This window comes from Campylobacter concisus, assembly GCF_002165815.1.
Lineage (GTDB): Bacteria > Campylobacterota > Campylobacteria > Campylobacterales > Campylobacteraceae > Campylobacter_A > Campylobacter_A concisus_BH.
Genome location: NZ_NDYN01000005.1, coordinates 330,100 through 344,496 on the forward strand (window position 1 = coordinate 330,100; position 14,397 = coordinate 344,496).

The 14,397-nt window shown below is 40.5% G+C and carries 13 protein-coding genes and 1 pseudogene; 13 read left to right on the forward strand and 1 reads right to left on the reverse strand.

What is annotated here, in order from left to right:
- Positions 1-69 precede the first annotated feature (69 nt).
- The 13 genes from murJ to B9N65_RS06700 all read left to right on the forward strand — a co-directional run bounded on the left by murJ (position 70) and on the right by B9N65_RS06700 (position 13,796).
- Positions 70-1,470: a murein biosynthesis integral membrane protein MurJ gene (gene murJ / locus B9N65_RS06640; protein ID WP_087583289.1), complete on the forward strand. Its 1,401-nt coding sequence runs from the start codon at positions 70-72 to the stop codon at positions 1,468-1,470.
- Positions 1,457-2,851 carry a cysteine--tRNA ligase gene (gene cysS / locus B9N65_RS06645; protein WP_087583290.1) on the forward strand — a complete coding sequence of 465 codons (1,395 nt, stop codon included), beginning with the start codon at positions 1,457-1,459 and terminating at the stop codon, positions 2,849-2,851. Before murJ ends, cysS begins: the two co-directional genes overlap by 14 nt.
- Complete coding sequence (locus B9N65_RS06650) at positions 2,844-4,568, forward strand: ABC transporter ATP-binding protein (protein WP_087583291.1); 1,725 nt, start codon at positions 2,844-2,846, stop codon at positions 4,566-4,568. Before cysS ends, B9N65_RS06650 begins: the two co-directional genes overlap by 8 nt.
- Positions 4,569-4,620: 52 nt before the next feature.
- Positions 4,621-5,694 carry a quinone-dependent dihydroorotate dehydrogenase gene (locus tag B9N65_RS06655; RefSeq protein ID WP_087583292.1) on the forward strand — a complete coding sequence of 358 codons (1,074 nt, stop codon included), beginning with the start codon at positions 4,621-4,623 and terminating at the stop codon, positions 5,692-5,694.
- 11 nt (positions 5,695-5,705) lie between these two features.
- Complete coding sequence (locus B9N65_RS06660) at positions 5,706-6,947, forward strand: M16 family metallopeptidase (protein ID WP_087583293.1); 1,242 nt, start codon at positions 5,706-5,708, stop codon at positions 6,945-6,947.
- Positions 6,948-6,973: 26 nt separating this feature from the next.
- Entirely contained in the window at positions 6,974-7,843 is an 870-nt protein-coding gene (gene dapA / locus B9N65_RS06665) for a 4-hydroxy-tetrahydrodipicolinate synthase (RefSeq protein ID WP_051267829.1), read from the forward strand.
- The gene (locus B9N65_RS06670) at positions 7,843-8,631 is read left to right on the forward strand and encodes an enoyl-ACP reductase (RefSeq protein ID WP_002942175.1); all 789 of its coding nucleotides are present in this window, start codon (positions 7,843-7,845) and stop codon (positions 8,629-8,631) included. The genes dapA and B9N65_RS06670 overlap by 1 nt, the downstream gene beginning before the upstream one ends.
- A 31-nt stretch (positions 8,632-8,662) precedes the next feature.
- Positions 8,663-9,208: a CDP-diacylglycerol--glycerol-3-phosphate 3-phosphatidyltransferase gene (pgsA, locus tag B9N65_RS06675; protein WP_087583294.1), complete on the forward strand. Its 546-nt coding sequence runs from the start codon at positions 8,663-8,665 to the stop codon at positions 9,206-9,208.
- Positions 9,209-9,231: 23 nt separating this feature from the next.
- Positions 9,232-10,227: an AI-2E family transporter gene (locus B9N65_RS06680; RefSeq protein ID WP_374220072.1), complete on the forward strand. Its 996-nt coding sequence runs from the start codon at positions 9,232-9,234 to the stop codon at positions 10,225-10,227.
- Between the two features lie 21 nt (positions 10,228-10,248).
- A complete protein-coding gene (gene rseP, locus B9N65_RS06685) occupies positions 10,249-11,358 on the forward strand; it encodes an RIP metalloprotease RseP (protein WP_087583296.1) in 1,110 nt (369 codons plus the stop codon).
- On the forward strand, positions 11,355-11,993 hold the full coding sequence (locus B9N65_RS06690; protein WP_180385132.1) for a YggS family pyridoxal phosphate-dependent enzyme: 639 nt from the start codon (positions 11,355-11,357) through the stop codon (positions 11,991-11,993). The genes rseP and B9N65_RS06690 overlap by 4 nt, the downstream gene beginning before the upstream one ends.
- 110 nt (positions 11,994-12,103) lie before the next feature.
- Positions 12,104-12,646 carry a tetratricopeptide repeat protein gene (locus B9N65_RS06695; RefSeq protein ID WP_087583297.1) on the forward strand — a complete coding sequence of 181 codons (543 nt, stop codon included), beginning with the start codon at positions 12,104-12,106 and terminating at the stop codon, positions 12,644-12,646.
- Between the two features lie 106 nt (positions 12,647-12,752).
- Complete coding sequence (locus B9N65_RS06700; protein ID WP_087583298.1) at positions 12,753-13,796, forward strand: Cj0814 family flagellar-dependent secreted protein; 1,044 nt, start codon at positions 12,753-12,755, stop codon at positions 13,794-13,796.
- Positions 13,797-13,831: 35 nt separating this feature from the next.
- Here B9N65_RS06700 and B9N65_RS06705 read toward each other — a convergent pair.
- Positions 13,832-13,993: pseudogene (locus B9N65_RS06705) on the reverse strand (cell surface protein); the annotation flags it as partial.
- Positions 13,994-14,397 lie beyond the last annotated feature (404 nt).

Genomic DNA, 14,397 nt, shown 5'->3' on the forward strand with positions numbered 1-14,397 from the left:
TAAATTTGGGTTATGTAAGCTTTAAAGCATCTTTTGTTACTATTGCGTTTTAAATTTACTAGGTGGGCGATGTTTATAAAAGGCTTTTTTTCAAACTCAGTTGGCATCATGACTTCAAGGATTTTAGGGCTTATAAGAGACCTTCTTACGGCTTCTATCCTTGGTGCTGGCATATTTAGCGACCTCTTTTTTATAGCATTTAAGATACCAAATTTATTTCGCCGCATCTTTGGCGAAGGGGCTTTTACGCAGGCATTTTTGCCAAATTTTACAAATAACAAGAAAAAAGCGACCTTTCAAGCTGAAATTTTCATCAAATTTCTACTTTTTATAGGCGCATTAACGCTTCTTGTAAATTTATTTACGCCTTACTTTATAAAGATCATCGCAAGCGGCTTGAGCGAGCAAAATATCACAGACGCAGTGCCGCTCGTGCGTATAAATTTCTATTATCTAGCCCTTGTTTATATCGTCACTTTTATGGGTGCGCTGCTTCAGTATAAAGGGCACTTTGCAACGACTGCGTTTTCTACTGCACTGCTAAATTTAGCCATGATCGCTTCACTACTTTTGGCTCGTGGCAAGAGCGAGAGCGTGGTCGCACTTTATCTTAGCTTTGGCGTAGTTGCAGGCGGTATTTTGCAGGTTTTGGTGCATCTAATCGCTATGAAATTTAACGCCTTAAATAAAATTTTTTGGGGCGGTCTAAGCGGATATTTTAAGGGTAAAAGAGCGCAGAGTAAAGGCTTTTTTATAAATTTTTATCACGGCTTACTTGGCTCAAGTGCTATGCAGATAAGCGCATTTATGGACACTTGGCTAGCTAGCTTTTTGGTTAGTGGCTCGATAAGCTATCTCTTTTATGCAAATAGAATTTTCCAGCTCCCACTTGCCATCTTTGCGATCGCGCTCTCTCAGGCGCTTTTTCCAAAGATCACCAGACTTTTAAAGCAAAAAGACGAAGCAAATGCCCTAGTTTGGACAAAAAAGAGCTTTTACCTGCTACTTTGCGCCCTGCTAGCAGCCACGATCGCAGGCGTTGTGCTAAGCGAGTTTATCATCTGGCTCTTGTTTGAGAGAGGGAATTTTGTAAGGGCAAACACCATTGAATGTGCCAAGGTGCTAAGTGCCTATTTGGTGGGGCTTACGCCATTTGGACTGGCTAAAATTTTCTCACTTTGGCTCTATGCAAATATGAAGCAAAAAGAGGCAGCCAAAATTTCTATCATCTGCCTTGTGATAAATTTGATCCTAGCTGTCATTTTGATGCAGAAATTTGGAGCTGCTGGCCTTGCATTTGCAAGCTCGCTTGGGGGATTTTTACAGCTTATTTTATATATAAGAGCCTTTGGGGCTAAGCGATTTTTAGCTATAATCGAGCCTAAATTTATAGCCGCTATCGCTATTTTGGCGGTTTTGCTCTATTTTGGTTTAACATTTTTAAAGGATATATTTAATGCGAATTTTTGATACTTCTAAAAGAGAAAAGGTTGAGTTTAGCCCTATTAAAGATGGTGAAGTAAGCATCTATCTGTGCGGTCCAACGGTCTATGATGACGCGCATTTGGGACATGCAAAGTCAGCCGTTAGCTTTGATCTTTTAAGAAGGGTCTTAAAAGCGCTTGGCTACAAGGTCAAATTTGCAAGAAACTACACCGACATCGACGATAAAATTTTAAATAAAATGGCGCAAACTGACCAAAGCCTAGAGGAGATCACAAACAAATATATAGCGCACTACGAGAGCGATATGGGCGCTTTAAACGTGCTTGATCCAGACTTTAAACCAAAGGCTACGCAGTGCTTGGAGGCGATCATTAGCTACATCAAGGTGCTTATGGATAGAGGTGTGGCGTATAAAACCAGCGATGGAATTTACTTTGATACGAGCAAGGATAGTGGATATTTTAGCATCAGCGGCAAGGATAATAACACCGATCTTATCGCGCGCGTGGCTAGTTTTGGCGAGAAAAGAGATGAAAAAGACTTTGTGCTTTGGAAATTTGACGAGAAATGGTATGAAAGCCCATTTGGCAAGGGTCGCCCTGGCTGGCACACCGAGTGCGTGGCGATGATAAGGGAGTTTTTAAGCGATAAAGAAAATGATAAATTTGAGATCGACATCCACGCTGGTGGCATCGACCTACTCTTTCCGCACCACGAAAACGAGGCTAGCCAGTGCAGATGTGCCTATCATAAAAATTTAAGCAAATACTGGATGCACAACGGCTTTATAAAGGTAAATAACGAAAAGATGAGTAAGAGCCTAAATAACAGTTTTTTCGTAAAGGACGCCCTAAAAAACGTTCATGGCGAAGTGCTTAGATATTACTTACTTACGAGCCATTATAGGGCTCATTTTAACTATTCAGATGAAGACCTAGTAGCTTCAAAAAAGAGACTTGATAAAATTTACCGCCTCAAAAAAAGGGTTGATGGCGTGCAAGCTGGCATGGCAAATGAGAGTTTTAAAAGCGAGCTACTTGAAGCGCTAAGTGATGATCTAAACGCTTCAAAGGCGCTTGCAAGTGTCGATGAATTTGTAAAAACGGCAAATGAAAGACTTGATAATAACCCAAAAGATAAAGCTTACAAGGCCGAAGTGGTGGCAAATTTAGAGCTCATAGGCGAAATTTTAGGCATTGCTATAACAAACTATGTGGAGTATTTTCAGTTTGGTGTAAGTGACGAGCAAAAAGAGCATATCCAAAAACTTCTTGATGAGCGCGCGGTAGCTAAAAAAGAGAGAGATTTCGCAAGGGCCGATGAGATAAGAGATGAGCTAGCAAAGATGAATATCTCTATCATGGACACACCAAATGGCGCAGTTTGGGAGAGAAATAATGAATAATTTTGGCTTAAAAGATGTGCTAAAGCGCTTTGGTCCATATTTTAAAGACTATATCCCACACTTCATCTTTGCCATCATCGGCATGGGGCTTGCCAGTGGTGGAACGGCAGTAAGTGCCTATCTCGTAGAGCCTGTGCTAAATAAAATTTTTGTTGAGAAAAACGAAAAGCTGCTCTACATCTTGCCTTGCGCCATCATCGCGATCTACGTTATAAAAAACATCGGAACCTTCATGCAGGCCTATTTTACGGCATATATCGGGCAAGATACCATTAGGAGATTTCGCGAAAAGATGGTTGCAAACCTTTTAAATTTAGATATGGATTTTTTCAATGAATTTAGAACTGGCGAGCTAATCAGCAGAACAACAAACGACATCGACCGCATAAGATCGATAGTCTCAAGCATCATACCTGAGCTAACAAGAGAGTCAGTCACCATTATAGGGCTTCTTTGCGTCGTCATCTATCAAAGTCCAAAGCTGGCATTTTTCGCCCTTGTAGTCATGCCAGTGGCGATCTATCCGATCTCGCGCCTTGCTAAAAGGATGAAGAAAATTTCAAAGCAGTCGCAAGAAAAAACATCTGACATAACCTCTGCACTTAGTGAAATTTTTACAAATATCGAGATAATCAAAGCAAATAACGCCCAAGAATACGAGCATTCACGCTTTGTTGATGAAAATAATAAATTTTTTAGGCTAAATTTAAAAAGCGTCAAGATCGAGCAACTAGTAAGCCCACTAATGGAGACCATAGGCTCAATAGGCGTGGCAGCGGTCATAATAATAGGCGGTAAAGACGTCATCGACGGGCATATAAATATGGGCGCATTTTTCTCGTTTTTAACAGCGCTTTTCATGCTCTACACCCCGCTAAAACGCATCGTAAATATCTACAACAAGATGCAAGACGCCATCGCAGCGAGCGAGAGGACCTTTTTCTTGATGGATAAAGTAAGCCAGATAAAAGATGGCAAAAAAGAGCTAAACGAAGAGATAAATTTGATCAAATTTAATGATGTCCGCCTAAGCTACGGCGACAAAGAGGTCCTAAAAGGGATAAATTTAGAGGCAAATAAGTCAGAATTTATAGCCCTTGTTGGCTCAAGCGGCGGCGGAAAAAGCTCGCTTATGAATTTGCTTATGAGATTTTACGATGTAAATGGCGGAGAAATTTTGATAAATGGTATAAATTTAAAAGATATCAAAATTCACTCACTTCGCCAAAATATCGGGCTTGTAACACAGCGCGTCTATATCTTTAACGACACAGTTGCTAAAAACGTGGCTTACGGCAGAGAATTTAACGAAGATGCCGTTGTAAACGCACTAAAACTAGCCAATGCCTATGAGTTTGTAAGCAAGCTTGATGATGGCATAAACACTATCTTAAATGAATTTGGCACCAACCTCTCAGGCGGTCAAAGACAGCGCATCGCCATAGCTAGAGCGCTTTATCAAAACCCACAAATCCTCATCTTTGACGAGGCTACCTCTGCGCTTGATAACGAGAGCGAAAAAGAGATCACAAAGGCGATAAATAATCTAAGAAGCAAAAAGATCCTCTTTGTCATCGCTCACCGCTTAAGCACGGTTGAAAATGCCGATAAGATCGCAGTTTTGAGTGATGGCAAGATCATTGATAGTGGAAGCGACGAGGAGCTTAGCAAGAGAAATGAAATTTATGCAAGGCTTAAGGGCAAAGCCTTAGTTTAAGGCGATTTTTGCTAAGATTTGCAGAAATTTTAGGCATTTTAAAGAGGTTAAAATGAGCTTAAACTACAATACTTTAAAATCTATATTTTTCAAATTTGATCCTGAAACTGCCCACAAGATCGCTGAAGTAGCGATGGTCGGGGCAAATAAAATCTTCCCTGGCTCGCTAAGCTTTTTAGCGCACAAATGCGTGGTCGATGACAACGCGCTAAAACAAAATTTATTCTCAAGTACCTACCACAACCCAGTTGGCATAGCTGGTGGCTTTGATAAAAACGCCACGATGTTTGAGGCGCTAACGGCTCTTGGATTTGGACATTTAGAATTTGGCACATTTACACCAAAACCACAACCTGGCAACGCAAAACCAAGGCTTTTTAGACTCATAGACGAAGAGAGCATCCAAAATGCGATGGGCTTTAACAACGAAGGCTGTGAGGCTATCAAAAATAGAGTAAAAAAGATATATCCTTTTACCATACCGATCTGGGCAAACATCGGCAAAAACAAGGTTACGCCAAATGAAGACGCGATAAAAGACTATGAAATTTTAGTAAGAGAATTTAGTGAAATTTGCGATACGTTTGTCATAAACGTCTCATCGCCAAACACGCCAAATTTAAGAGCATTGCAAGATGAGAGCTTCATAAAAGAGCTTTTTAGCGTCATTTTGCCACTTACTAAAAAGCCGATCATCTTTAAGATAGCTCCTGATATGAGCCACGAAGATGCGATCAAGCTTTGTAGCTGCGCGGTAGAAAACGGCGCTAGTGGCGTACTCATTTCAAATACAAGCGTTGGTTATTCACTCTCTCACTCGTCAAATTTAAAGGATTTTGGCGGACTAAGCGGCAAGGTGATCGCCAAAAAGTCAAAAGATATCTTTAAAGCCGTGGCTGATGAGCTTTATGGCAAGACGACGCTTATCGCGTGTGGCGGCATAGATAGCGGTGCAGAGGCTTATGAGCGCATAAAAATGGGAGCAAATTTAGTTCAAATTTTTACAAGCTTTATCTTTAAAGGGCCGATGATCGCAAGAGATATAAATTTAGAAATTTTAGAGCTTTTAAAAAGAGATGGCTTTGCCTCTATCAGCGAAGCAGTCGGCGCAAATGTTAAAAAATAGAGGGCAAGAGATTGATAAAATTTAATAAATTTAAACTAGACAACGGACTTGAAATTTATCACGTGCCAGTAAATCCTGGATCAAAAGTGATAAGTGTCGATGTTTTTTACAAAGTGGGCTCTAGAAACGAAGTGATGGGCAAAAGCGGCATCGCTCACATGCTAGAGCATCTAAATTTCAAATCAACCAAAAACTTACGCGCAGGCGAGTTTGATGAGATCGTAAAGGGCTTTGGCGGTGTAAATAACGCAAGCACGGGCTTTGACTACACACACTACTTCATAAAAGCTTCAAATGAAAATTTAGACAAAACGCTTGGCCTTTTTGCCGAGCTTATGAAAAATTTAAGCCTAAAAGATAAAGAATTTCAGCCTGAGCGTGAGGTGGTGCACGAGGAGCGCAGGTGGCGAACAGACAACAATCCTATGGGATACCTCTACTTTAGGCTCTACAACCACGCATTTATCTACCACCCATACCACTGGACGCCGATAGGATTTATAAAAGATATCGAAAACTGGAAGATCGCTGATATAAAAGAATTTCACGCTACATATTATCAGCCAAAAAACGCCATTTTGATTATAAGTGGCGACATCGGCAAAGACGAGGCATTTAAGCTAGCTAAGAAAAACTTTAGCGGCGTAAAAAACAAAAGAGCCATACCAAAACTACACTGCAAAGAGCCTGAGCAAGACGGCGCAAGAAGGGCTATCATCTACAAAGATAGCCAAACGCAAATGCTAGCTATCGCTTATAAAATTCCAGACTTTAGGCATGCTGATCAAGTGGGGCTAAACGCAATAAGCGAATACCTAGCCACTGGCAAAAGCTCCATTTTACAACAGCGCCTTGTCGATGAGCTAATGCTTGTAAATCAAATTTACGCTTACAATATGAGCTGCGTTGATGAAAATTTATTTATATTTTTAGCAGTTTGCAACCCAGATGTCGAGGCTAGCGCGGTTGAGACTGAAATTTTAAAGATCATAGATAATCTAAAAAGAAAGCCGATCGACAAAGAGGATGTTTTAAGAGTTAAAAATTTGATAAAAACTGATTTTATCTACTCATTTGAAAGCGCGAGCAAGGTGGCAAATTTATATGGCTCATACCTTGCTAGAGGCGATATAAAGCCACTTTACGAGCTTGAGAAAAATATAGATAAGATAGATGCCAAGCTTTTAAAAGAGATAGCAAATAGATATTTCAACGAAAAAACTAGCACGACAATAATCTTAAAAAAGGAATAGACGTGAAAAATTCGCTTCAAGGTGCGATGACAGCACTAGTTACGCCATTTAAAAACCAAAAAATAGACGAAGTCAGTTTTGAAAAACTGATAAAAAGACAGATAAAAAACGGCATAGACGTCGTTGTGCCAGTGGGAACAACTGGTGAGAGTGCGACTTTAACGCATGATGAGCATAGAATTTGCATCGAGATCGCAGTAGATGCATGTAAAGGCACAAATGTCAAGGTGCTCGCTGGTGCTGGCAGCAACGCCACTCACGAGGCCATCGATATCGCTAAATTTGCCCAAGCTCACGGCGCTCACGGTATCCTATCAGTCGCTCCTTACTACAACAAACCAACGCAAGAAGGGCTTTACGAGCACTACAAGGCTATCGCAAACAGCATAGAAATTCCAGTGCTTCTTTACAACGTCCCAGGCAGAGTTGGCGTAGATATCTTGCCAGCAACCGTTTTTAGACTTTTTAAAGATTGTAAAAATATTTTTGGCATCAAAGAGGCAACAGGCAGCATCGATAGATGCGTCGATCTGCTAGCTCACGAGCCTGATCTAGTAGTCATTAGCGGCGAAGATGCGATAAACTACCCTATCCTATCATACGGCGGAAAGGGCGTCATCTCGGTCACTGCAAACCTCTTACCAGATCAAATTTCACAGCTTACCCACCTTGCGATGAGCGAAGAGTATAAAAAAGCAAAACTGATAAATGACAACCTCTATACGATAAACAAAACGCTCTTTTGCGAAAGCAACCCGATACCGATCAAAGCGGCGATGTATCTAGCTGGGCTGATCGACACTTTGGAGTACCGCTTGCCACTTTGCAAACCGAGCAAAGAAAATTTTAAAAAGATCGAAGAAGTTATTAAAAATTACGAAATAAAGGGATTTTAATGAAGGACACACTAAACGAATTTAAAGGTAAAACGCTAGTCATCAGCGGCGGCACTAGAGGCATCGGCAGAGCCATAGTCGAAGAATTTGCAAAAGCTGGTGTAAATATCGCATTTACTTATAACTCGAATGAGGAGCTTGCCAAAGAGCAGGCAAAAGAGCTTGAGGCTACTTACAAGATAAAAGCCAGAGCCTACGCGCTAAATATCCTTGAGCCAGAGACTTATAAGGAGCTATTTTTAAAGATAGATGAGGACTTTGACAGGGTTGATTTTTTCATCTCAAACGCTATCATCTCAGGTCGCGCAGTGGCAGGTGGATACACTAAATTTATGAAGCTAAAACCAAGAGGTATAAATAATATCTTCACAGCAACTGTAAATGCCTTTGTCGTGGGCGCACAAGAGGCTGCAAAACGCATGGAAAAAGTGGGTGGCGGCAGTATTATTAGCCTAAGCTCAACTGGAAATTTAGTCTATATCGAAAACTACGCAGGCCATGGCACAGCAAAAGCAGCCGTCGAAGCGATGGCAAGATACGCTGCGACCGAGCTTGGCGAGAAAAACATCCGCGTAAATGTCGTAAGCGGCGGTCCTATCGAGACAGACGCTCTAAGAGCCTTTACCAACTACGAAGAGGTGCGCGATATGACGGCAAAGCTTAGCCCGCTAAACCGCATGGGACAGCCTGCTGATCTAGCTGGAGCATGTCTATTTTTGTGCTCGTCTAAGGCTAGCTGGGTGACTGGACATACATTTATAATAGATGGTGGTACGACTTTTAAATGAGAGTGAAATTTCTAGGCATAAAGGCATATTCGTGAGCTTAAATTTACCAAATGCGTTGGCATTTTTTAGGATATTGCTAGCTCCGCTTATGTTTTTTATGCTCGTAAATGCGCAAGGAATTTTTACGCAAATTCATATAAGCTGGATAAACTATTTCGCAGCTCTTATCTTTGTGATCGCCTCAGTGACTGACTTTTTTGACGGCTACATCGCTAGGTGCTGGGATCAAAAGACCAAGCTTGGCGCTATCCTCGACCCACTAGCTGATAAGATGCTAATTCTTGCTGCATTTTTGGGTCTTATGATGCTTGGTAGAGCGAGCGCTTGGGCTGTTTATCTCATCTTGATAAGAGAGTTTTTTATAACTGGCTTTCGTGTCGTGATGGCAAGTGACGGCGTCGAGGTCGCAGCTTCGATGGCTGGTAAGGTTAAAACCGTTTCGCAGATGTTTGCGGTTGGATTTTTACTGATGAGCTGGCCTGGTGGCGAGCTTTTGCTATGGATAGCCGTTGCGCTTACACTTTATTCTGGGTTTGAGTATATCTTTGCCTACGTAAAAGCAATGAAAAAGAGTTAAATTTGAGAACCGGAAACGCTATAATCTATCTAGCTAGCTTCGTCGTGGTCGCGGCGGGACTAAAGACTGCTAGCGTCGTCGTGCTACCGTTTTTGATGGCGGTTTTTATCGCTATCGTGGCGACGCCTGTGATAAATGCGCTCGAAAAGCTCAAATTTCCGCGCGTTTTAGCCTTCGCGCTAGTTACGGCGGTGGTGTTTTTGTCGCTGGGATTTATCGCAAACACCGTGATAAAGACGATAAACGGGCTAGTTAGCTACATGCCCGAGCTTCAGAGCAAATTTAAAGCCCTCGCCGATCATTACCACCAGATGCTAGCGAGCCACGGCCTAATCGATCTCGAGAGCATCGCCGCGCCCGCAGACTTTGATATAAATAAAATTTTTGCCGTACTGGGCGGATTTTTAAGGAGCGGCACCGAGCTCGTTTCAAAGAGCTTTTTCGTCTTTTTGCTCGTTACTTTTATGCTTTTTGAAGTGCAGGTATTTTCTCAAAAAGTCGAGTATTTTGCGAGCAAAAATCCGCAAACGAACCAGATCGTAGATACGTTTATATCAAATCTCAAGCGCTATCTCGCGATCAAGTCCGCAGCGTCGTTTGCGACGGGCGTTTTTATATTTATCGGGCTAAATTTTATCGGCGTGCCCTACGCGCCGCTTTGGGGTATTTTAGCTTTCGTGCTAAATTTTATCCCGACGATCGGCTCTATTATCGCGGCCGTCCCGGCGCTTTTGATGGCGCTTTTGCTAAACGACGCAGCCTCTTGTGCTTGGACTGCGGCACTATATCTAGCCGTAAATATCGTCATCGGCAACTTTATCGAGCCGAAATTTCTAGGCAAAGGCCTTGGTATAAGCACGCTTGTGGTGCTTTTGAGCCTACTTTTTTGGGGATTTTTGTTCGGCATCGGCGGTATGTTTTTAGCAGTACCGCTTACCATGAGCCTAAAGATCGCGCTTGACGCAAACCCGAGCACGAAATTTATCGCCGTTTTGCTCAGCAATAAACTCGAGCGGTAAAATCAAATTTAAAGGTAAGTTTTGAAAGGCATTCTCTTCACGCTAGCCCTGCTTTGCCTTGGTCTTTATGCATATTCGTTTTATTTTTTAGTGACCGTTTTAGCCATTAGTTTTCTCATATTTTTTCACGAGCTTGGCCACTTTTTAGTAGCAAGAATGCTCGGTGTCAAAGTAAATACCTTTAGCATCGGCTTTGGCGAGAAAATTTACACCAAAAATGTTGGCGGCACCGACTACTGCCTAAGCGCTATCCCACTTGGCGGATACGTGCAGCTAAAAGGACAAGACGACACCGACCCAAAGGCCAAAAACTACGACGCTGACAGCTACAACGTGCTAAGTCCGATAAAGCGCATTTACATCCTCTTTGCAGGGCCATTTTTTAACTTTATCTTGGCATTTTTCATATACATTTTGCTTGGATTTATCGGTGTTGAGAGGCTTGCGCCAAGTGTCGGTCACATAGCTGAAGGCTCGGCAGCTGCAAGCGCTGGCATAGCAATAAACGATAAAATTTTAGCGATAAATGGCGTAAAAATAAACGAGTGGGACGAGATCAGCAAGAACGTAAAGCTTGAACCTAGCGCCATTTTAATAGATCGCAACGGCTCGCAAATGACTATAAATTTAACACCAAAGATAGGTGAAACGATAAATTTGTTTAATGAAAAAGTGCAGCGCCCATTGATCGGCATCCAGTCAAATGGCGAAGTGGTGAAAATTTATCACACAGGTTTAGAGAGCTTAAAATTTGCCTTTGGTGAGACAGTCGAGGCTTCAAAGCTCATCTTTAAAAGCTTTGAAAAGCTAGTCGTTGGAGCTGTGCCACTAAAAGAGGTCGGCGGCATCGTGCAGATAGCCGATGTCACTTCAAAGGCCGCTAAGGTCAGCCTTAGCGTGCTTCTAACCATCGTGGCGCTCATCTCTGTAAATTTAGGCGTGCTAAACCTCTTTCCGATCCCAGCGCTTGATGGCGGGCACATTTTATTTAACATTTATGAACTAATTTTTAGACGCGAGATAAATGAGCGAGTGCTTGTTACGCTTACCTACTGCGGCTGGGCGCTACTGCTTGGCATCATGGTGCTCGCGACCTTTAATGACATTATGAGATTAAGCGGAGGTTTATGATGATAGTTTTAAAAGATCTACTTGAAAAGATAGAAATTTTAAGCAAAGATGTGACGCTAATAGCCGTTAGCAAAAATGTGACATGCACTGAAGTGAGGGAGCTTTACGCACAGGGGCAAAGAAATTTTGGTGAAAATAGAGTCCAGGAGCTAGCTAAAAAAGAGCTTGAACTACAAAATTTCACTGACATCAAATGGCACATGATCGGCCGCCTGCAAAACAATAAAATCAATCAAATGATAAGCCTAAAACCAGTGCTTTGGCAAAGCTGCGATAGCTTCGAAAGAGCCCTAGAGGTCGATAAAAGGCTCAGCTACAAGCTAGACACCCTACTTCAGATAAACTCGGCCGATGAAGATACAAAACAAGGTGTCAGCGTCGCAAATGCGGCTGAAATTTATGAGCGCATCCAAAGCGAGTGCAAAAATATAAATTTAAGAGGCGTGATGAGCATCGGAGCGCATGTGGACGAGCCAAAAGAGGTGCAAAAGAGCTTTGAGCTAACATATAAAATTTATGAGAGCCTAAAGCCAAAAGGCGCAACTATCTGCTCGATGGGCATGAGTAGCGACTTCGAGCTAGCGATAAAATGTGGCTCAAATATGATCCGCCTTGGGACGATGCTATATCTATAAATTTGTCCCTCTTGGGGCAAATTTACATTTCTACTCCTTTTTAAATTTTAATCTAAGTTATATGATTTTATAATGCGATTAAATAAATTTTTAACGATAAAGGAGTAAATGTGTTTAAAAATTTTATTCTAACTGCTGTTGCGATCTTATTTATCTCGGGTTGCGGTAGAGCTGAAAAGATAGCTAGGATCGAGCAAAAATGCGCAAATAATGAAGTTGCATATTGTTTGAAATTAGGCAAAATTTACAGCAGACGAGATGTAAATAAGGGTACAATGTACTATCAAAAAGCTTGCGATCTAGGCGATAAAAGGGGTTGCTATAGACTTGCGGTTTTACTAAACTCAAAATCAATCAACTCAAAAAAAGACAATGAAACGATCGTAAAATCACTAACTAAATCATGCGATCTTGGCACGCCAAAAGCTTGCTTTGAGCTTGGCGAATACTATGAAGATGACCCAAAAATGCAAGGCAAAGCAAATGAGCTGTTTGCAAAATCATGCGAGCAAAGATTTGGTCTTGCTTGCTATAAACTAGCCGACTTTTACGGCGAGAAAAACGATGCGGCATCTCAAAAAAGCTACCTAGAGCTAGCGTGCAAATACCGCTATAAAGTAGCTTGCGAAGAAATAGCCGAAGATAAAAAATAAATAACATTTTTTATGGGGAGGACATATCTCCCCCGCACTCTTTTAATATCAAATTTTGCTGGAACACCTTTTGCTTTAAACTATAAAAGAAGCTAGGAGGCAAACCATGAATGATATTAGCATCTTAAGCACAAATGTAAATTTATACACTAAGCAACAACACAAACAAAATAGATCTTTAAATTTTAGTGATCTCATAAAACAAAATGTCAAAGAAAAGAGTAGTGAGCCAAGCCAAGAGCCTGCTAAATTTACTTATACTACTTCTTCGCAAAACAGCCTCGTCTCTTTAAATTTTAATGATCTTCAAGCTTATGGCTACACAGTGGATAAAGCTGGCTTTATGGGAGCTGATTTTAACAAAGCAGCAGGCTTGCCACATGACTTTAAAATTCACAAAAGCACACTTGATGAGATAGTTAGATACAACAATAAAACATATCTCTTCACACAAGATAGAAGCAAGGCTGCATTTGAAAAGATAGATGTAGCTGATACCACAAAGCACTACTATAACCTTTTTAAAAGCATTGTGGGCGATGAAAAAGATAGATATAGCGAGGCTGATCTAGTAAATTTACCAAAAGGCTTTAGCTTGGATACTAACCAAAAAACCTTTGGTAAAAATGCAAATTTCTTAAAAGATGTGAGCCTAATATCTGTTACAAATGTATATAAAACATTTGATCAATTTAACGATGCAAAGAGCGTTAGAGATGAGCTTAGAGGCTTTGGAGTAAGCCACGAGGTCTATGAGCTAAATTTTAGCAAAGAGCATCTTGACACAAGAGCCAGTGATGAATATACATTTAACCCTGATATGTCGGTATATCAAGTAGATGATACTTATAGCAATGCTGGTGTATTTGTGGGATTTTTAAAGAGTTTTAGTCCTATCGCTAGTGATAGTGGCGAGACGAAGCTTAGTGCGGAGGCAAGCTCTTACTCAAAGCTAATGAACAAGCAAAGCTTAGCTGATGATATAGTGCCTCTCTCAAGGCTTTTGAAAAATGAGAAGATGATCAAATTTATCTTAGAAGAGCTGCTAAAGAGAAATTTACTCACTTCAAAAGATGGCAAAAATGCGAGCGAGATAGTAGATAGTGTGCTAGCTCATGCCACAAAGCTTCAAAATGAGACAAAAGTTTAAATAGATAAATTTAAAAGGTGGCTATCTTTAACCAGTTAAGCCATCTTATTTAAAATTTGCTTCTTATCTATCTTTTGCATAAGCTCTAAGACATCTATGCCTCTTTTTTCTTTGAAATTTAAAAGCTCTCTTGCATAGAGAAATTTCTGATCCTTATTTATATCATAGGTCTCATACTTCTTCTTAACCTGCATAGGTTATTTTTTTCTCTGTTTGTTTTTAACTTACACTTTAGCAAAGCACTTTTAAAACATTAATTATTTTTGAAAAAACTATCAACTAACAAAAGATATAAATACAACAAATTCATAATTTGCTAATACATTGACTTACATCATTTTTAAATAAAACTCTTAAAAACAGCAAGATAATAAATTAAAAAGACAAATAAACCCAATAATATAAAAACAAACTTAAAAGCCCTACTACAATTAATCAATAAAATCCAATTAAAAAGAATTAAAAAAATAAAAACTACTATTTTATACTTAAATAGAAATAAACACTAATAAAAACTAGAATCAAATAATATAAGAATTAAAGCAGATAAACAACAAAGCCCGCAACGACCTACTTTTCCAACATCCCAGTAAGGGAGAGT